Annotated in this window: 13 protein-coding genes and 3 pseudogenes; 9 read left to right on the top strand and 7 right to left on the bottom strand. The window is 65.4% G+C overall.

Translation table 11 applies throughout. The features are described from left to right. Window positions 1–21: 21 nt before the first annotated feature. From ACVWWN_RS19675 to ACVWWN_RS19665, 3 genes are all read left to right on the top strand, one after another. On the top strand, window positions 22–849 hold the full coding sequence (locus tag ACVWWN_RS19675) for an oxygenase MpaB family protein (protein ID WP_457145340.1): 828 nt from the start codon (window positions 22–24) through the stop codon (window positions 847–849). Further along, window positions 846–1,271 carry a hypothetical protein gene (locus ACVWWN_RS19670; RefSeq protein WP_457145339.1) on the top strand — a complete coding sequence of 142 codons (426 nt, stop codon included), beginning with the start codon at window positions 846–848 and terminating at the stop codon, window positions 1,269–1,271. Before ACVWWN_RS19675 ends, ACVWWN_RS19670 begins: the two co-directional genes overlap by 4 nt. A gap of 690 nt (window positions 1,272–1,961) precedes the next feature. Next, the gene (locus ACVWWN_RS19665) at window positions 1,962–2,357 is read left to right on the top strand and encodes a VOC family protein (protein WP_457145338.1); all 396 of its coding nucleotides are present in this window, start codon (window positions 1,962–1,964) and stop codon (window positions 2,355–2,357) included. A 6-nt stretch (window positions 2,358–2,363) separates the two neighbouring features. Here the strand turns inward: ACVWWN_RS19665 and ACVWWN_RS19660 are convergent. Both ACVWWN_RS19660 and ACVWWN_RS19655 read right to left on the bottom strand, forming a co-directional pair. Next, window positions 2,364–3,562: pseudogene (locus ACVWWN_RS19660) on the bottom strand (FAD-dependent oxidoreductase). Window positions 3,563–3,598: 36 nt separating this feature from the next. Next, window positions 3,599–4,939 (bottom strand): MBL fold metallo-hydrolase, encoded by a 1,341-nt coding sequence (locus ACVWWN_RS19655; protein WP_457145337.1) that lies wholly within the window; start codon window positions 4,937–4,939, stop codon window positions 3,599–3,601. Between the two features lie 158 nt (window positions 4,940–5,097). Here ACVWWN_RS19655 and ACVWWN_RS19650 point away from each other — a divergent pair, with 158 nt between their 5' ends. From ACVWWN_RS19650 to ACVWWN_RS19635, 4 genes are all read left to right on the top strand, one after another. Continuing rightward, the gene (locus tag ACVWWN_RS19650) at window positions 5,098–5,856 is read left to right on the top strand and encodes a GntR family transcriptional regulator (RefSeq protein ID WP_457145336.1); all 759 of its coding nucleotides are present in this window, start codon (window positions 5,098–5,100) and stop codon (window positions 5,854–5,856) included. Window positions 5,857–5,884: 28 nt separating this feature from the next. Beyond that, on the top strand, window positions 5,885–7,000 hold the full coding sequence (locus ACVWWN_RS19645) for a sulfite oxidase (protein WP_457145335.1): 1,116 nt from the start codon (window positions 5,885–5,887) through the stop codon (window positions 6,998–7,000). Between the two features lie 222 nt (window positions 7,001–7,222). Then, window positions 7,223–9,175, top strand: a complete 1,953-nt coding sequence (locus ACVWWN_RS19640) for a M4 family metallopeptidase (protein WP_457145334.1) — start codon at window positions 7,223–7,225, stop codon at window positions 9,173–9,175. A gap of 67 nt (window positions 9,176–9,242) precedes the next feature. Continuing rightward, window positions 9,243–9,929 carry a Clp protease N-terminal domain-containing protein gene (locus ACVWWN_RS19635; protein ID WP_457145333.1) on the top strand — a complete coding sequence of 229 codons (687 nt, stop codon included), beginning with the start codon at window positions 9,243–9,245 and terminating at the stop codon, window positions 9,927–9,929. Window positions 9,930–9,957: 28 nt separating this feature from the next. On the opposite strand, the gene ACVWWN_RS19630 is transcribed toward ACVWWN_RS19635, so the two are convergent. Next, entirely contained in the window at window positions 9,958–10,368 is a 411-nt protein-coding gene (locus tag ACVWWN_RS19630) for a transglycosylase family protein (protein ID WP_457145332.1), read from the bottom strand. 391 nt (window positions 10,369–10,759) lie between these two features. Here ACVWWN_RS19630 and ACVWWN_RS19625 point away from each other — a divergent pair, with 391 nt between their 5' ends. After that, window positions 10,760–11,122, top strand: a complete 363-nt coding sequence (locus ACVWWN_RS19625) for a hypothetical protein (RefSeq protein ID WP_457145331.1) — start codon at window positions 10,760–10,762, stop codon at window positions 11,120–11,122. 241 nt (window positions 11,123–11,363) lie between these two features. Here ACVWWN_RS19625 and ACVWWN_RS19620 read toward each other — a convergent pair whose 3' ends face one another. After that, window positions 11,364–13,637, bottom strand: coding sequence for an ATP-binding protein (locus tag ACVWWN_RS19620; RefSeq protein WP_457145330.1), 2,274 nt, complete (start codon window positions 13,635–13,637; stop codon window positions 11,364–11,366). After that, complete coding sequence (locus tag ACVWWN_RS19615) at window positions 13,564–14,274, bottom strand: hypothetical protein (RefSeq protein ID WP_457145329.1); 711 nt, start codon at window positions 14,272–14,274, stop codon at window positions 13,564–13,566. The genes ACVWWN_RS19620 and ACVWWN_RS19615 overlap by 74 nt, the downstream gene beginning before the upstream one ends. Before the next feature lie 393 nt (window positions 14,275–14,667). Between ACVWWN_RS19615 and ACVWWN_RS19610 the strand changes: the two genes are divergently transcribed. Further along, window positions 14,668–16,071, top strand: a complete 1,404-nt coding sequence (locus ACVWWN_RS19610; RefSeq protein WP_457149193.1) for a protein adenylyltransferase SelO — start codon at window positions 14,668–14,670, stop codon at window positions 16,069–16,071. Between the two features lie 888 nt (window positions 16,072–16,959). Here the strand turns inward: ACVWWN_RS19610 and ACVWWN_RS19605 are convergent. Beyond that, window positions 16,960–17,094, bottom strand: a pseudogene (locus ACVWWN_RS19605) (IS3-like element ISMyma8 family transposase); the annotation flags it as partial. Continuing rightward, window positions 17,082–19,805 (bottom strand): annotated as a pseudogene (locus tag ACVWWN_RS19600) (AAA family ATPase); the annotation flags it as partial. The pseudogenes ACVWWN_RS19600 and ACVWWN_RS19605, both read right to left, overlap by 13 nt. Between the last annotated feature and the right edge of the window lie 99 nt (window positions 19,806–19,904).

Raw genomic sequence — 19,904 nt, 5'->3', positions numbered from 1 at the left:
CAAGGTGGTGTACTCGAAACCATGAGGCTGGGTCCTCCGCGGCGGCCGAGGCGGGTGGTCGACCTGATCAATCCCGCGGCGGTCTTGCTGCCCGCGGCCAACGTGATCATGCAGCTGTCCTCGCCGGGCGTTGGATACGGCGTGCTGGAGAGCCCGGTCGACAGCGGCAACGTGTACAAGCACCCGTTCAAGAGGGCACGTACCACCGGCACCTACCTCGCGGCGGCCACGCTCGGCACGGAGTCCGATCGTGCGCTGATCCGCCGCGAGGTGGACCGGGTGCACGCGCTGGTCCGATCGACGGGGTCAAGCCCCGTGTCCTACAACGCCTTCGATCCGCGGCTGCAGCTGTGGGTCGCCGCCTGCCTGTATCGCTATTACGTCGACCAACATGAGTTCCTCTATGGACCATTGGACGACGCGGCCGCCGACGCGGTGTATCGCGACGCCGGGAAATTGGGCTCCACCCTGCAGGTGCGTGATGACCTGTGGCCGCCCGACCGGGTCGCGTTCGACGAGTACTGGAAGCGTTCGTTGGGCGCTCTTCGCATCGACCCGCCCGTTCGGGAACATCTGCGTGGGGTGGCGGCGATGGCATTTCTGCCTGCGCCGCTGCGCCTGTTGGCGGGTCCGCTGAACCTCTTCGCGACCACGGGTTTTCTGTCTGCCGAGTTCCGGGTGCACATGAAGCTGGCATGGACGGCCGGTCAGCAGCGGCGATTCGAATGGATGCTGAGCCTGCTCCGGGTCGCCGATCGGGTCATCCCCCGAGAAGTCTGGCTTCTCGGCTACGAGCTGTATCTGCGCGATATGCGGTCCCGGGCACGCCGCGGCAGGCGGATCGTGTGATCCGCCTGCCGGGCGCCTCCCCTCGCTATCCGGTTGACCTCGACCAGGACCTGCTGCCGCGGGTGGTCGGGTCGGCGGAGCGCGCGGCGCGCCGCGACGTGCCGTCGCCGGTCGAACCGGTGGTACCCGAGGCGGCATCGGTCGTGCCGCCGGCTGTATCCGGCGTGCTCGTCGACGCGGAACCCGTTGGCGCCGCGGCTGCCGGTGCTGTCGCCGGTGCGAGGGTCGTGGGCGTCGCGGCGGCATCGGCCGGAGCCGCCAGGGTGCTCGGCGGAACCGTGGAAGCCACCATCGGCGCCACCGTTGTCGACGACGCCGTCGGCGTCACGGCGCCCGGCGCGGTCTGCGGATGGGTTGCCGTCCACTGCTGGATGACGTGTGCAGCCGGCTTCCGCGTCCAATCGCTGCGGAGTACACCGTAGGTGTCATCGTTGTTCGTGCTGCCCGTTTCACGGTCACGCGTCGTGTAGATGAACGCCGGCCCGGCGTAGTCGAATTGGCTCCACGTGTTCAGGTAATCGGAGATGAGCGCGGCTTGGCTGTTCTCGTCGACAAGCGAGGTTGGCTCGCCGTATTCCACTCGATCAGATGAGCTTGTCGCCGTCGCCGTTGGCGATCATCGTCTGGTGCATCAACGGCAATTGATTGACGGGCGTGATGTCGCCGTACGGCAGCCCTTGCGACAGGGTGATTTTGCCACACGAGTATCCCCATTTCGCGATTCATCCCCTACCCGGCCCCCCGGACCGGGTCGTCGATACGAATTCGGGGTCTCCAGCAACGTCGGCGTATAACCACACTTCGGTCCAATTTTAGTCTTTACCTGCATTTTGGTCGCAGCCAAGCGTCTGTTCGCCGGTGTCCCCACGAACGCTGCTGCGAATTTAGCAAAATTTAGTCGCCTTACAATTCGGCAACTAAGCAGCGTTGTAATCGTTGCCTTTGATGTTTGCTAGCGGGCAAACCGCGTCGCGGACCGCGATTTTCGGCAACGATCTTGAAATTCGCCAAACCATGCCGATATGCGGTGAGAGAACGACTGTTTGCGCGAACCTTGACGCAGGAGGTGATTGTCTATTGTGTCTTCAGTCCCCAAAAGATGAGGAGTCCCAATGGCGTTCCCACCGCTCAACCACGTCGCGCTCACTGTTCGCGATCTCGAAGTGAGCGGACCCTGGTACCGCGCACTCCTCGAGGCCGAGCCGGTGCTTGACGAGCACACCGACGCTGGGTTTCACCACCTGGTGTGGGCTTTCGAGGACGGCACGGTGTTCGGCATCCACCAACACGATCAGCGCGCGGAGGGTGAACCCTTCAACGAACTGCGAGTCGGCCTTGATCACGTCGGGTTCGGCTGCGCGAGCCGCGCCGAGCTGGAAACTTGGGCCGGGCGGCTCGATCAACTCGGTATCGCCCACGGCGGCATCGTCGACGCGCCATACGGATCGGGCCTGAGTTTCCGCGACCCCGACGGTATCGCGCTGGAGTTCTTCGCCCCGCCGTCGTGACGGGCCCTATGCACGGCCGGTGAGGATCAGCCTCCAATACAGGGCGGGCAGACCGTGCCGCTTCAGGTACCACAAGTCGCGTCGCTCGCCAGTGGTGTCGATCAACGGAATCGAGGGCGTGGGCGTCATCGTGTAGTCGAATTCGGCGAGGAGCATTTTGCCGCGGGCGGTCGTCAACGGGCAGGACGCATATCCGCCATAGCGGGCTGGCAAAGGTCGTCCTGCGAGGCTGGCCTGCAGGTTGGCGGCGACCACAGGGGCTTGCTTACGGATGGCGGCGCCGGTCTTGGAGTTCGGCGATGACCCGACATCTCCCAAGGCGAAGATGTTGTCGAAACGCCTGTGTCGCATGGTGTTCTTGTCGATCTGGACGTAACCACCGGGATCGCCGGGGTCAGAGATCGGACTGGCCTTGATCCAGTCCGGCGCCGACTGTCGTGGCACGACGTGCAGCATGTCGTATGGCAGTTCTTCCGTGGTTTGCTCGGCGTTGTCGGTGATGGTCACCGAGCGGGCGTCCGGATCGACTGCCGTCACCTCACTGTTTTTTCGAACTTCGATGTGGTACCGCGCGGACGCGTTCGAGTTCATCGGCGAACACCTTCACGCCGAACATGGCCGGGGTGGGAAGCACGAGGACCACCCGGATGGCGTCGAGAACACCCTGTCGTCGCCAGTAGTCAGCCGCGAGGTAGGCGATCTTCTTCGGAGCGCCTGCACACTTGATCGGCCCGGATGGCATGGTGAACACTGCTGTGCCTGAACGCATTTGCTTGATCAACTGCCAGGTCTTCGGCGCAAGATCGTATCGATAGTTGCTCGAGACCGCTGCAGTGTCGATCGACTCCGCCATTCCGGGTACCGCCGCCCAGTCCAACTGAATGCCCGGGCAGACCACGAGGTGGTCATAGGACGGACGTACCAGACCTGGTGGTCACCGTTTGCGCGCCCGGATCCAACTCCTGCGCATGGTCCTTGATCCAGCCCACTCCCCGCGGCATGACGGAGGCCTCGGACCGCCTGCTCTGCGCGGCCTGGGCGCAGCCGCCACCGACCAGCGTCCACAACGGCTGGTAAAAATGAGATTCGGCTGGCTCGATCACGCCGATATCAGTGGTTCCGGCTCGGCGCAGCCGAGCAGCGAGCGAGATACCTGCGTTACCCCCACCGACGATTGCGACCCTGTAACTGTTGCTCAATGGCATGAAACCTCCTGTGCGCGAGATTGACCGGGGGTAACTTCAGACCGTGGCGGTTAGGCCGGCGGTCACTGCGCTTTCGAAGGAGTCGTCGATGAAGACGACGTCGCGGCCCGCGCGAGCGAGCAGGCTGGCGGCGATCGACGCGCGGTAGCCGCTGGCGCAGTGGACCCACAACTGTCCGGGCGGCAGAGCGTCGAGTCTCTCGAGCAGGTGGTGCAGCGGCACGTGAGCCGCACCCGGTATGTGGCCGGCGACGTACTCGTCGTCGCGCCTGACGTCGAGGAGCACCGCGCCGTCGGGCAACTCGGCGAACGTGCACCGCGGATACCACGATGCCGGCGTGCCGCCACTCAAGTCCTCCACTGAGCCCGTTGCGGCGCCCTGCAGTTCATCGACACCGATGCGTGCAAGCATCCGCTGGGCGTCGGCGACCTGTTCGGCCGACTCTCCGATCAGCGACAGCGGTGTGCCCCAAGGCATCAGCCAGCCGACGTAGGTGGCGAACTGGCTTCCCAGCGCGATTCCGATGGTTCCATGAACGTGCGACGCGGCGTACGCCGTACGATCACGCAGATCGATGACCCACTCGCCGGCATCGATGCGCGTACGCAACTGGCGGGCTTGCAGCGGCGCCGGCGTCGAGAGGTCGGGCGCAGCAGGTCCGCTGCGGTTGAGCGGCCCCATATAGGCGTAATACGCCGGATAGGGGGTGAGATCGGCGATCAACCTCTCGACGAACGCATCTTCGTCATCGGAGATCAAGGCATCATTGCGGTGTTTCTCGTCCCGGATCGTGCCGCCGATACCGCCGGTGACCGAACCAGAAGAACAGAAACTGCCGAATCCGTGGGTCGGGTACACCGGGGTCGCGTCGGGAAGTGCGTCGGCCAGGCGGCGCGCCGAATGAAACTGCTTGCGGGTGAGTTCGTCTGTACGCGCACTGCTGACGAGATCGGTGCGTCCGACGCTGCCGTGCAGCAGAGATCCACCGGTGAAGACCGCCGGAATCTCGTTAGCGACGGTGATCACGTATGCGAGGTGAGCGTCGGTGTGCCCCGGAGTCGCTATCACGCGGACGGTCATCGATCCCACCAAGAGCTCGTCGCCGTCACGCACCGCGAGTCGGTCGAAAGACACCTCATCCCCGGCGCTCACTACGTACGGGCAGCCGCTGCGCTGCGCAAGGTCGTAGCCGCCGGTGACGTAATCGTTATGGATGTGTGTCTCCAGGACCATCGCGCAGCGGAGGCCGAGTTCTGCCAGCGCCTTCTCGACCCGGTCGACGTCGCGTTGGGGGTCGACAACCACCGCGAGGGATCCGTCGTGAACCAGATAGCTGCGGTCGCCCAGATCCTCTGTTGGCATCACTTCGACCTGCATGCTGAGTCCCTTCCTTGCCCGGTCGTACGGATGTACGTACATATGGGCTACACTAGCCCTGAGAACGACGAGATGGTCCCGACCAGCATCGGTGTTTGTTCTCACAACGATCAGCGGATGAAAGCGACGCGATGCCTGCGGACGACCTCAGTTCACGAATGGATCGATCCAGCCCGCTTCCTCTGTGGGCTCAGCTCCACGCCGACTTGGTCAGCCGCATCGCAGCCGGTGAATTCGCCGAGGGATTTCCGGGCGAGCACGCGCTCACCGCGAGCTACGGTCTGAGCCGACACACCGTGCGGGAGGCCCTCCGCCGACTCCGCGAGGACGGCGCATTGGTGGCAGAACGTGGCCGCGCCACCCGCCTGGCCGACGTCCCGGCAATCGAACAGCCCCTCGGCGCGCTCTACAGCCTGTTCCGCGCTGTCGAAGCGAATGGGGTGACCCAGCGCAGCATCGTGCGCGCACTCGAGCCGCGTAAAGACCCCGCTGTGGCGGCAGCCTTGGAGATGGGCCCCGACGCGCCGTTGGTGTATCTCGAACGTCTCCGCATGGCCGGCGATCTGCCACTGGCTCTCGACTGTGTCTGGCTGCCGGCCGATGTGGGCGAACCGCTGCTGTCGGCCGACTTCACCCATACCGCTCTTTACATCGAACTCGACACCATATGCGGCATTCGGCTGACCGGCGGCAGGGAGGACATCACCGCAGTGGTGCCCGACCCCGCGCAAGCCACGGTGCTCGACCTGGACGAACGCACGGCCGCCCTTTCGATCAGACGACTGAGCCACATGCATTCGCGCCCGATAGAACTGCGGCACACGCTCATTCGCGGCGATCGATTCACCGTGAGCGCCCGCTTCTCGGCGAGCGAGGGCTACACATTCGACACCGCAGACATGCTGGCAATGAACTGACCGTCGTCCGATCGAAGGAGAACACGCAATGACAACGCCCGTGAGAACGACGAGCCGGTTGTGGGACAAGCGCAGCGACACCGTGGTGCGCGAGGAGTCACCGTTCAATGCCGAGCCGCCCGCGTCCGTTCTGGCCGAGAGTGACATCACGGCGCTGGACGCGTTCTACTGTCGCAATCACGGCCCGTTTCCCGACATCTCGCCCCAGCAGTGGCGACTGACGATCGGCGGCCGCGTAGCCAAGCCACTCACGTTCACATACGACGAATTGACCACGGTGTTCGCCCCGCACTTAGTGGTGGCGACACTGGCGTGTGCCGGCAACCGGCGCGCCGAACTGGTGAAGGTTCGCCCGATACCCGGCAAGGCGCCGTGGGCCCACGGTGCGATCTCGACCGCCGAATGGGTCGGGGCCCGGCTGGCGGACGTACTGGAAGCGGCCGGAGTCCACATCGATGACAGCCTGCATGTCGCCTTCTCGGCCCCTGATGTCGCGCCGGAGGCGACCCCTGTCCAGTCCTTCGGCGGTTCCATTCCGCTGACCAAGGCCATGTCGGCCGAAGTGCTCCTGGCCTGGCAGATGAACGGTCAACCCCTGCCGCGAGTCCATGGTGGCCCGGTGCGCGTCGTCGTTCCCGGGTATGTCGGGGCCCGCAGCGTCAAATGGCTCACTGCCATCACAGTGCAACCGCGCCCGTCGGAGAACTATTTTCAGGCCCTGGACTACCGCATCCTGCCCGCCGACGCCAACCCGGATACGGCGGCGCCTGGCGACGGCATCTCGTTGTCGACGAACGCAGTGAACTGCGACATCCTGGTGCCCGGCGATGGCGCCCAGATTACTGCCGGACCGCTGACCATCCGCGGGTACGCACTGGCCCCCGACGGCCGCCATGTCGCCCGTGTCGACGTGTCCCTGGACGAGGGTCGTACCTGGCGGCAGGCAGATCTCGAACCCGGGCGCGGCCAATGGGCATGGCGACAGTGGTCCCTTACCGTCGAGGCGCAGCGGGGACCACTGGTCCTGACCGCCCGCGCATGGGATAACACCGGCGCCACACAGCCCGAATCGCCGGCGCCGTTGTGGAATCCGCGCGGGTACGCAAACAATGCCTGGGCCCGCGTCGCGGTGATCACCGTGTAACGATGACGCCGGGCGGCTGCACAGCAAACCTCCACAACCGGCCGTCCCTTGTTCCGTCACGAGAGTTTGCCCCGCCATGGCGGTGACTGAACTCTCACCCGGACGCGCCTGCGGAGACCCACTTTTTTAAAGCGACGTCAATAATTGCCCGTCCGGTGCTAGGGTCGCCCCAAGCTGGTCCGTGAAGTATCCGGTGGCAGTGCCTGGCGAGGGGGATTCAGGGTGGCCGTGGCGAAGCGCAATAAATCATGCTCACGCTGGTTGCAGGTCGGCGTGGTCACCGTCGGTCTCGGCGCGGCCGCTGCGGCCGGCCAGGGCCTGGCCATAGCATCACCGATCGATTCGACTGACTCCGCCGGCGTCAGCAGTGCGACGGGCTCCGCCGATCAAACGGCCGATTCCGGCACTGCCGATGGGACGTCGACTGTCGATAAATCCACCGACGATAAGTCCACGGCCAATACCGACACGGACACCTCACCGACTGCCACTCGGCCCGATTCGGCGCAACAGTCGGTATCGACATCGACGGGTGACGGACCGACATCCACGCTGTCGGCGCAACAGAACTCCTCACACGACGCGTCGCGGGATGAACCCACCGTCAGTTCCGATGCGGAACGCCCGGCCGAACGCTCCGCGCGGGACGAGGTACCGCAGCCCCTCGTGAACGAGGCGATCACCGAGCGCGTTGACGAGACCCCACCGATCCTCGATTGGGAGGACGCCCTCCACCCCGACGAAGAGATCGACGACACCGCGGATACGAACGCCAAACCACACAACGGGCCCGTCGCGGATTCGCTGGCTCCCACCGGGTCGATCCTCGCCGACGATGACAGCAAATCTCTATCGTCCTCGACGACGCACGATATCGCCGCGCGCGTGGCGACTGTTGCCGATCAGGATGCCGACGTTGAGACCATCGCGCCAGGGACGACGTCGACGGCGCAGGCGGCGCAGGCGGTGAGCACCTTGAGCCCGATTGCACCCCCACCACTGGACGTGCCTCCGAACCCGGTGCGCACACTCGTGCAGTCGTTCCTCGGGCTGTTCGGTTTCAATCCGTACGCCACCGGCCCATCGTCGAATCCCTTCAACCCGATCTTCGAGGCGGCGTGGGGCTTCTATCGCCGCATCGAAACCTCGGTCGCCGAAACCGTTTTCACCATCTTCGGGTTGCGGCTGAACACCGCCACGACCCCGGCCGTGGACACCGCGGTGGATTTGCTTGGACAGACCCGCCAGCTCAACGTGGTGTGGACGGATCAGGGATACGTCGGATACATCCTGTCGGACACCACCCGCGGCATCGCGATCTACCAAACGACGATGTACACGATGGACGGCCCCCTTCTTGCCCCCGCCAAGCCCCCGGGCAGCCCCGTCGGGCTCGGGCCGACGGGTATATGGGATCCCTCGGCGGTGTCGGCTTACGCGAACATGGTCGTCGTCTACGACTACTACGCGAACATGCTCGGGCAGACGTCGTTCAACGACCGGGGCGCAGCCATCCGGATCACGGTCGTCGACTATCAGCTCAACAACGCCTACTGGTATCGCACCTACCAGCAATTCGTCTTCGGCCACGACTTCGAAGCTGCCTTGGACATCATCGGTCACGAATACACGCACGCCGTCATCGACAGCGTCGTCGCCAGCAGATTTCCTGGCCACATTTTGGGTGAGAACAACCAGGCCAGGGCGCTCGAGGAGGCCTACGCCGACATCATGGGCAGCCTGATCGAGGGCAAGACTGATGTCGGTGAATGGTTGGTCGGCGAAGACTACGGGTGCGGCAGCCCATCCGGCTGCGCACTTCGAAACCTCGCGAATCCCTCGGACTTCAACGATCCCGAGAATTTCCTCGACTACGACGCCGACGCCGACGCCGACGAGCATTACAACAGCACAATTTTCAGTTTCGCGGCCTACAAGATGATGTCCAACCCGTTGACCGACAACGTGTCCCGAGATACCTGGGCGAACGTCTTCTACCGGTCACTGTCCCATCTGCTCCCGGGCGCGTCGTTCGCGCAGGCGCGAACGGCCGTGGTCACCGCCGCACACGAGCTGGGCCTCACCACCGACGAGGTGGGCGCTATCAACGCCGCCTTCACGGACGTCGGCATCCCATCCGCCGCCACGGCGGCTCGCGGCTCGGTGCTCGTGTAAAGGGCCGCACGCGTGATAAGGCAACCACAGGTTGCCTTATACGCGGTGTGCAATTTACAGTTGCACAATGCGATCTGTCGAGTTGAATGCGCTGATCACCGAGGTTCGCGAGGGATTCGAGCGCGCGCCGGCCTTGGATCGCCTCACCCGCGCGGTCGACCTCTCCGGCGAGGTCAGGGAGCTCGGCGAGAATCTCGTCGGGTTCTATGTCGATGAGGCCCGGCGAGACGGTGCGACGTGGAACGAGATTGGCGAGCGACTCGGGGTGAGCCGCCAAGCCGTGCAGAAGCGGTTCATTCCGACCGCCGACTCAAAGGACCGGCGAGGCTTCTGGGACCGCGCGAGCAGCGAACTACGCATCGTCGTCGACGAAGGCCGACGCCAAGCTCAGGCCCGCCGCAAGACCTATCTCGGTACCGAACATCTGCTGCTGGGCATCATCGAGCAACCTCAGGACCGAGCCTGCGCAGCTCTGGCCCGGTGCGGCGCCGACCCGATCACGTTGCGGGGTGCGATCGACGGTCGAATCGGCCCGGTCAGCGACGATCCGCTCCCCGACGAGACCCCATTCACACAGCTCGCGCTCAACAGCCTGCAACATGCGCTGCGCGAGGCGCTCCGCGCGAACGTTTCGACGATTGACCCGATCCATCTCGCTCTCGGACTCATCACTGTCGGACAGGGCGTCGCCCACGATGTCCTGGTGACCCTCGGCGTCAGCCACGAAAGACTCCGGGCGGAAGCCTGCAATTAGCCCAATCCGGTTGCGGCGGAGCGCTGGATCACGGGAACGACGTGAGCAACACGGTGCACAGATGCGCCAGATTTCCGAGAGGAATCCAGGCCGCCATCTCGCGGCACGTGCTGGCCGCCATGCCCATGGGACCCCCGCAGACCGGCCACGCTCCCAGTCCCTGGGTCTGTAGCACGTTGCGTGCAACCCGTATCTGGTCATCGCGACTCGCCGCGGCGGGTGACCCTGTCCCCCCGTTCTCGGCCCAGGTGGACGGCTTGAACTGAAGGCCTCCGTAGAAGCCGTTGCCGGTATTGGCCGACCAGTTCCCGCCCGATTCGCATTGCGCTACTGCGTCCCAGTTGGGCTCGGCGCTGGCAGTCGGAACTCCCAGCCCCGTTTGGACCAAGGCGATGGCACCCATGATCGCGAAGACTGTCACGGCCTTGCGCATGCGCATATCGACTCCTTCATCAGGGCGTACGCGGATGCGCTCACCCGAACGGCGTGGGAAAGCAATTTCCGCTCCAGGTCGTGATACGGAGTTTACCGATGAGGCTGGAGTTAAACAGTGTGCAAATGAGTCTTAATAACTTCTATGAGGTTATTTATTAGTTATGTGTCTGATGTGGCCCATGATACAGCGGAGGACCGCAGATCATCTGCATATCCGCTGGTGAGAGCTGCGCAAAACGAACTCCAGGTCCTCCAAAGCAGCCATAAACGAATAAGAGCGCAAACACCGGCCATTATCTGGGGTCGAAAATTTTGGTGCCTGTGTTTCGAAAGTGCTAGAAGCTAACAAATTGAATATTGATGATGCTGTGACTTGTGAGGTAGAAGTGATTGGTGTGGTACGAAATGTCCGGGAATGCCGCCCGTCCCGCGCACCGTTGGAACTCGTCCACGTCGTCTTTCCGGAGTTGGGCGCCGACCATGTGTTCACTGGTGGCAATCCGTCGACGTCGGCGTTTATCCGGGGATCGATCCGAGCAGGACGCAGCGAGCAGGTCCGGCGCACGCTGATGCAGCGGATCTCCAACAGCTACCTGGAGATCACCGGGGCGGACGCAATGGGTCTTCTCGTGGTGCTGATCGACTACCCGCCGACCTGGGGGATGGAAGGCGGCTTAGTCCTGCCCGATATCACCCCAGAGGCACAGGAGGCATGGATGGCCAAGGTGACCGCGGCGCCTGAAGCGCCACAAGGTTGATTTGCCCCGACGGATCGGCTTCCCCGGCGACGACCCACCCGCGCCAGCTTCGGTCGGGCGTCTTGAGGGACTGGGGCCGCAGGGAGATCCGCTTGCCGGCCGTTTGCGTTCGCCACGGCCGCGTCGGAGGTAGGAGACCACTTCGTCAATGGACCCTGCGGCACCCTCGGCCCAGGCGCTGTCGAAGTCTCTGCTAGTCATCCTCTTTCGTAGTGTCGCGATTGATGCTTCATAGCCGACGTCATAGATCTGGAATCGGGTCACGCTCATTTGTTCGCGCATATTCTGTGCCGCGCCGAACAGTCGGGCGGCCTCGCCTTCCTTGCGGCCGGCCGAGACGGCCAGCCCGGCGAGACACTCGATGATGTCGGGAATCCCCGTGTAGCCCTTGACCGCAGCGGCGCATGCCAGCGCCTCGTGCGAAGCGTTCAGCGTCTTGTGCCTCGCCTTGGGCGATCGCCACCCGAGCCCGAATGGTCAGTGCCTTCATCAAATGAATCCCAGTCGTCGCTGAGACGGCTTGGTCCGCCCAGCGCCGCGCCGCAATGAGATCACCGTGCGCCAGCGCTACCTCGGCTTTCAGGTAGGCCCTTACCACGGCCCTACCAGTACAGGCTCCGGTATTCATTCGGTGCCAAGCTCTTTCACTTGCTTCAACGGCGGCTGCCACATCGCCGGCCGCCAGACTTGCGACAGCGAAGGCCGCATAACCGAGTCCCTGGACCTCTCCGCCGAGCTTCTCTGCGGCCGCGATCGCGGCGTCGGCTGCGGCCCTCGCTCCGGAGGTGTCACCGTACTGAGCGAGAGACATAGCCGAACTCAGCAGGTGCACGGCCCGGGATAACGTGTCCTGCGCGTGATCGGCCTCGACCGCTACCTGCTGAAACTGTGCGGCGGCTGCGCCAGGAGCACCCATCACAGACTGCGTCCAAGCCAGGCACCACCGGCACCGACGGGAGGTGAAACCATCACCGATCGCATCGGCGAGTTCGCGGCCTTCTTCCGCGACCGCGCGGGCGGCAACCGGATCTCCCTTCGCGTAGGCGGCAAGCACCCCTGCGCCCAGGATCTGACTCAGCCGCCAGTCGTCGCCCTGGACGCGGGCCAACGTGACAGCTTCGGCGAAGTACGGCTGGATCACCTCCGGGTTGAACGCCGCGGCGGTGACGCAAGCGGTTAGCGCGCGGGCCATCAGCGCGGGGTCGTCGAGTTTGCGCGCGATCGCCAAGCTTTGTTCAGCCAACTCCAAACTGTTGGTCGTGCCGATCCATGCGACAAGGTTTGCTTTGTCCGCCATTGCGCGCGCCTGCAGAGCGGCTGTTACCTCGAGGCCAGGGGTTGTGGCCGCGGTGAGGACGGCGTCGAACCACGCCATCCCTTCTCGGATTCGGCCGCGGGTGAGCCAGAGCGGGTGCAGGGACGACGCGAGCTGTAAGGCTTCTTCGATGTCTCGGCGTTCGCAGCTCCAGCTGAAGGCGGCGCGGAGGTTGTCGATTTCGGCCTCCACCACCTCCATGCGCTGATCACTACCGGTGTTGACGGCAGCGTCGAACTGGATCGCCAATTCGAGGTAGTACTGGCGGTGTCGCCACCGCGCAGCATCGGCTTCGCCGGACTCGGCCAGCTTCTCCTGTGCGTAGAGACGTATCGTTTCGAGCAATCGATACCGCGTTCGGTCGCGAGTAACGGTGGCGATGACGAGCGACTTGTCGACGAGCAAACCGAGTTGCTCCACGGCGTCGATACTGCAGCCTCCGGAGACCACCTGTGCCGCCTTGCTGTCGAAACCGCCCATGAAGACCGCCAGCCGGCGAAACAACGTTGTCTCCGGCTCGGTCAACAGAGCGTGCGACCAGTCGACCGACGCCCGCAGTGTCTGTTGGCGGCGCACCGCGGTGCGGGCACCGCCGGTCAGCATGCGGAATCGGTCGTTGAGACTGTCGAGAATTTCAGCCAGCGACAACGTACGCACCCGCGCGGCCGCAAGCTCGATTGCCAACGGCAAGCCATCGAGGCGTCGGCAGATTTCCATCATCGCCGACGCGGTGTCGTCGGTGACGCTGAAACCCGGCCGGGCCCGCCGGGCACGGTCGCTGAACAGTTCAATTGCTTCATCGGGTAGCGACAATGACGGCACCTGCCAGACCACCTCGCCGGGCACAGCGAGCGGCTCGCGACTCGTCGCTAAGATCTTCAACCCTCGGCAGGCGCTGCAGAGAGCAACGACAAGCGCCGCACACTCATCGAGCAGATGCTCACAGTTGTCGAGGACGACCAGCATCCGGCGGTCAGCGATGAAACCGATGAGCGTCTCGGTCGTCGAGCGGTCCGGCTGATCGGGCACGCCCAGCGAACGAGCCATGGCGACGCGCACCACGTCGGGGTCAGTGATGGACGCAAGGTCGACGCATCGAACTCCGTCACCGAACCCGCGTGCCATCTCAGCGGCTACCTGGATCGCCAGGCGGGTTTTGCCCACACCGCCGGCAACCGACCAGGGTAACCACCTGGTCATGGGCCAGGATCCGCCGCAGATCGGTTATCGCAGCTTCCCGTCCCACGAAACTCGTTAGCTGCACGGGAAGGTGACGGGTCGCAACGGTATGAGCCCGCACTGACGGAGCCTCATTGGGAAGATCGGGATGGCAGAGCCGACTGACCCGCTCCGGACCGCACTGGTCACCGAGCTGGTAACGCCCTAGGTGAACAAGCCACGTTTGATCGGGAAGCTGATGAGCGACCAACTCCTCGGTGGTGCCTGACAGCAACACTTGACCACCATGCGCGAGATCACGCAGCAGCGCCGCGCAGTTGATCGCCGAGACGGTAAGGCCGCCCTCACACCGCCGTGGCACGTGGGCGGTATGCACGCCGATACGGAGTCTGATCGCGTCTCGTTGTTTCTGCTGCAGCACCCCCAGTGCGCACTCCACCGCGTCACCGGCATCCTCGAACACCGCTACAAAGCTGGTGTCCTCCCCGGGCGCGACGGATCGGACACCACCATGCGCAGCGACGGCCGTTGCGACCAGCCGGTCCAACTCTGCGAGTGCAGCCATCGCCCCGTCGGAGTCGTTGGTCGGCAGCCGCGCCGAGTTCTCGACCTCGGCCAGTAACCACGTCGCCCTTGCCTTCGGAAGTAACTGGCTCACGATCAGTACAACGAACACGGGGCCGCAGGCCGTGCACAGCGGTCTTCAGCAGTAACGAACTGCCATATGCGCCAGACATCCCACATGCCCGCTCCGGGAGACGACGCCTCCTATCTGGTCGATGTCGGGTTCCTCGGTGAGACGCCGCCCTGCGGTGCTCCGGCTGGAGCTGAGCCGACCGCCGCCGGAAGTGATCGAGACCCTGAGGGCGCGGTCGCGGAACGCTTGCTGCGCCTGCGGCGGGGTGGATGGTCGCGGCGCAACCCCGTCCTCACGACCCCGCAGTGTCGCCATCACCCTGACCTGCGGCTGCGCCGTAGGCTGGATGAGGTGAACGTCGCACCGACCACGCCCGTCGTCCTGCAGGATCGCTTCGCCAACGAGCTACCGGAGATGGCTGTTCGCTGGCAGGCGGAGAAATTCCCCGACCCCGCGCTGCTGATACTCAACGAGTCGCTGGCCACCGACCTCGGTCTCGACCCCGACTGGCTGCGGAGCCCCGACGGGATGGGGCTGCTTGTCGGCGCAGCCGTGCCCGGCGGTGCGACGCCGGTGGCGCAGGCCTACGCCGGGCACCAGTTCGGCGGGTTTGTCCCTCGTCTCGGCGACGGCCGCGCACTGCTCGTCGGTGAGCTCGTCGATGCCCAGGGCCAGCGGCGGGACCTGCATCTGAAGGGCTCCGGCAGAACGCCGTTCGCACGCGGCGGCGACGGCCTGGCCGCGGTCGGTCCGATGCTGCGCGAGTACGTCGTCAGCGAGGCGATGCACGCGCTGGGCATTCCCACGACCCGGTCCCTGGCGGTGGTCGCCACGGGTCGCCGAGTACAGCGCGACACCGTGTTGCCCGGTGCCGTGCTCGCCCGCGTCGCGAGTAGCCATTTGCGGGTAGGCAGTTTCCAGTACGCCGCGGCCACCGGTGACCTCGATCTGCTACGGCGCCTTGCCGACCATGCGATCGCCCGTCACCACCCCGAGACCGCGCAGGCCGCGCAGCCCTATCTGGCGCTGTTCGATGCGGCCGTCGCCGCCCAGGCGTCGCTGGTGGCGCAGTGGATGCACGTCGGCTTCATCCACGGAGTCATGAACACCGACAACATGACGATCTCGGGCGAGACCCTCGACTACGGACCGTGCGCCTTCATGGAGGCCTATGACCCGGGCACCGTCTACAGCTCGATCGACCACCGTGGGCGATACGCCTACGGCAACCAGCCGTCGATGGCGATGTGGAATCTCGCACGGTTCGGCGAAACCCTGCTACCGCTGCTCTCCGATGACATGGAGCAGTCGGTCACCCTCGCGACGGACTCGCTCGGCCGATTCGCTGCCCAGTACGACGCCGCCTTCTCAACCGGTATGCGGAAGAAACTGGGCCTACCCGCAGGCGTCGACGACTCGGTCGCGGGCGCGCTGATCGACGAGTTGTTCGATCAACTGCGTCAGAACCACGTCGATCACACCTCGTTTTTCCGCCGACTCGGGCGCGCGGCACGCGGCGACGCCGAACCCGCGCGCGGCCAGTTCGTCGACATCTCCGCATTCGACGGCTGGACGGCGCGCTGGCGTGCCCTCGCTCCCGATGCGGAGGTGATGGATCGGGCCAACCCCCTTTACATCCCCCGCAACCACCTCCTCGAGGAGGCGCTGACCGCCGCGATCGGCGACGATATGAAGCCGCTCGAGCAGCTTCTGGACGCAGTCTCCGCGCCGTACAACGAGCGTCGCGTTCTCCAGCGCTACGCCGCCCCCGCGCCGCCGGAGTTCGGCGCCACCTACCGAACCTTCTGCGGTACCTGACGCGGCCTTAGGCCCGTATGTTCGATGTGACGACGGAGAGCCGCGAGGTTCGGTCCAGATTTGTTGATCGACGCCAGACATGCCGCCGAGCCAACAGTGTTCTGCCGCAGCAGACTTCGTGGCTTACGATAGAGCGCTCGGCAGCTCGGCTCGCGTCCGTACCCGCTCAGAAAAGGTGACAGTGTCGGCCGACGTTAACCGCACTCCGACGACCGCGCGTCGTCGGCAGTGGTGGTAAACGCGCTCGATCCAGATCACGACCGCGAGCCATGATGCAGTCCCCTTCGCCTGACGTTGTCGGTCGAGGATTTGCGTTGCAGAAGTCCAAAGCACTCCATGCCGGCGTTGTCGCTACACCCCGGCGCGACACGTCGAACCGCTGCCTCTGGACCAGCAACTGGGGTCAGCCCATTACCATTCGCGTTCTGAGACGAGGCGAATCAGATGGAACGCATTGCGACAGCGGCGGCCGGCTCTGAACAGCTTGCACACAGCGGCTTGACATGGCAGTTCGGGGGCTGCAGCGCAAGAATGTGGCGCGCCCCCATCCCATAGGAGTTGATCATGTTTCGAAGGTTGACCGTCGCATTGTCGATAGTCACGGCGGCGATTCTGTTCGCGCCTGTCGCAGCGGCCATGCCGCGAAATGAGTGCGCACACTTGTGCTCTGACCGACATGCCTATAAAAACTGCGTCACCGACTGCCTCAGTCGCTAGCCGCATTCGAGCCACCGTAACCTGCCCCGCCGAAGAAAGCACACCATTCAATATCGCCTACCAGAGCACACCATCGAGATAACGTCGGCGTGGTGGACGAGACGGTCGATCATGGCTGCGGCTACGGCGTCGCTGAAGACTTTGAGGGGGACCCATTTGGTGGTCCAGTCGCTATGCGGCTTGGGGTTGGTGGGTCGTGGTCCACTGTAGAGCGAACTCGGCTGGTGTGAGCTCGCCGTGGGCAGAGTTGGGGGCGACTGGCGTTGTAGTCGCAGCGCCAGTCTTCGTGACCACCCGGGCTTCCAGCTCGGCAGCACATCTCGGAGTTGAGCGCGTGAGGTGATGTCGAGCTTGGTGAATACTTTGCTCAGGTGGTAGCCGACGGTCTTGGCGCTGATGAACAGGCGGGCGCCGATTTCAGGGTTGGTCAGCCCTTCGGCAGCCAACCGCGCTACTTGCGCCTCCTGGGGGGTCAGCTGCGCAGCGCTGGTGGCGGCGGTGCGCTTGCGGGCAGTTTCGCCGGTGGCCGCAAGTTCGCGCCGGGCCCGTCGGGCGAACCCATGCATGCCCATCGCATCAAACATCTCGTGCGCGATACGCAGCTGCGCCCGCGCGTCGATGCGGCGGCGCCGCCGGCGCAGCCATTCCCCGTACAGCAGATGTGCACGCGCCAGCTCAGTGCGCATGCGGGTCCGGCCCGACAGCTCGACCGCCTGGCGGTAAAGACGCTCCGCCTCCGGACCGTCGGCAAGCAGTGCCCGCGAACGCGCCTCGACACCGAGCGCCCAATCAGTGCCACTGGCTGTGGTGGTGTCCGCAAGCTTCGTGAGGGCGTCGGTGGCAATCTCCACGGCGCCGCAACGCGCGGCGGCTTCGACCAGCTCCACCGCAGCCTTGACCGGTGTGACGAGGTCGGGCTGGTCGGCGGCGCGCCGGGCCAAGATCAGCGCCGCCTTAGAGTTGCCGATGCCATTGTTGAGCAGTGCTTGCGCGAAGTCGGCAACAGTCAGCCAAAACCCTTCCCCGCGTTTCATGACATCGTTGATGTTGGCGTCGATGAACGCTGACAGCTCCGCCTGATCGCCACGGAGTGCCAAGAGGGTCGCGAAAGGCAAGGCGGCGAATTTGTCACCCGTGGTTCGTGTGACGGCCCGCGCCTCGTGGATAAGGGCTTCCGCGGCGGCCAGGTCACCGGTCTGTAGGCGATTCGAGGCACGAGAGCTGAGTGCCACCGGCAACTGTGTCATCGCGCCGGCCGCACGGGTTAACTCGACATCGCGCGCCGTGAGCACGTCGTCGCTCTCGTCGTCCCAGCTGTGCGTGGCTGCGACGGCAGTCATGAGAAACTCCGGCTCGTCGCACGGCGCCGATCGCTTGCGCGCGGCGCTGACCGCGCGGCGCAGAATCGGCAGCCCCGCGGCATAACCGTCGGTGAAATGTGCCACGAAACCGTCGAGGACAAGATCGGACAGACGCGGGTTGTGCGGGGGTGGGACCGTCCGCGCCGCGCGGGCAACCTCCAGCAGTCCAGCGCCCGTCGTCAACCGGCCCGCGCACAAAGCGGCCTCCATCGCCTCCAGATAGGTCGCGCGGGACAACGCCGGGTCGACCAGCTCCAGTCGCTTGGCGGCGTTGAGCAACAGTTGGGGGGCGTCGTTCCCCCGGTCGGTGACGAACGCGAGCCGCGCGCGGATCAGGTGGGTGCGCGCCTGCTGGGCATCGGTGAGTGGTCCGCCCTCGGCGACCGCCAGCAGGTCGGCGGCCGCGGTGAAGGCGCCCGCATCGAGGTGGGCTGATGCTGCGGCCAGCGCCCGCTCGGCCCGACTGCTCGGCCCAAGGGTGAGCAGCGTGGCCTGCTCGAGGAACGCGGCCGCCGCTGCTAGACCGCCACGGGCGCGCGCCCGCCCCGCGGAGCGCTCTAATTCGGCGGCGACGTCCTCGTCGGGTCCCACTGCTGCCTGGGCCCGGTGCCAGGCGCGCCGATCGGGGTCGCGGTCGGGGTCGGTCACCTCGGCCAGCGCTTGGTGCACCATCTGTCTTTCCCCCACCGAGGCCGACCGGTAGATCGCCGACCGCGCCAGCGGGTGACGAAACCGCACCCGCACGCCGAAGGTCGCCAGTTCTGCGCCAGTTGCCGGTGCGGCCGCCTCGGCGCCGATGTTCAACCGTGCGGCCGCGCGCCACAACAGTGCTGGATCACCCAGCGGCTCGGCGGCCGCCAGCAGCAGCAGCCGGCGGGTCTGCTCGGGCAGGGCCTGCACCGCCCGCCGGAAGCTCTCCTGCACCGCCGCCGTCAACGGCGCCGAGCCGGGTTCGCCGAACCCGCCGGCGAGCTCGCGGACACTGAACCCGCGCGGCAATTCCAGCAGGGCTAGCGGGTTGCCGCCCGTTTCGGCGACGATCCGATCGCGGACCCGCTCGTCTAGCGGCGCGGTCAGCGCCGCGTCCAGCAAGGCCCGCGCATCTGCTTCGGGCAGGCCAGCGATCTGCATCATCGGCAGAGCGCTCAAGTCGGGATGCGGAACACGGGTCGCCACGATCATGCCCACCGCTTCCGCGCCGAGGCGCCGCGCCACGAACGCCAGCGCCTGCGCCGAGGCGCGATCCAGCCACTGCAGGTCATCGACCAGACACACCAAGGGCTGCTCCTCGGCGGCGTCGGAGAACAGGCTCAGCACGGCCAGCCCGATCAGAAACCGGTCCGGCGGCGGCCCCGCGCGCAGCCCGAACGCGGTATCCAACGCATCGCGCTGCGGCGGTGGAAGGCGCTCCAGCCGGTCCAGCAGGGGCCCGCACACCTGGTGCAGCGCCGCATAGGCCAGCTCCATCTCCGACTCGCAACCGGCGGCACGGACCACTCGGCAGGCACGGGCTTGACGGGCAACGTAATCCAGCAGCGCCGACTTCCCCACCCCCGGGTCGCCATACAGCACCAGCACCCGGCTCTGACCCGAGCGCACGTCGCGCAGCACCCCGTCCAGCACGCTGCACTCGACGCGGCGATCAAACAGCTCCATGGCATTCCGATGTTCACACCATGCTCACGCCCACCGCCACATAGATATGGAGCATCCGCGAATCCATCGCCTCCCGGGCCGTTATCCGCGTATCCACCG

This window comes from Mycobacterium sp. URHB0021, from assembly GCF_054057895.1.
Note: the sequence above shows the minus strand (reverse complement) of the source record. Positions and strands in the feature narration are given on the sequence as shown.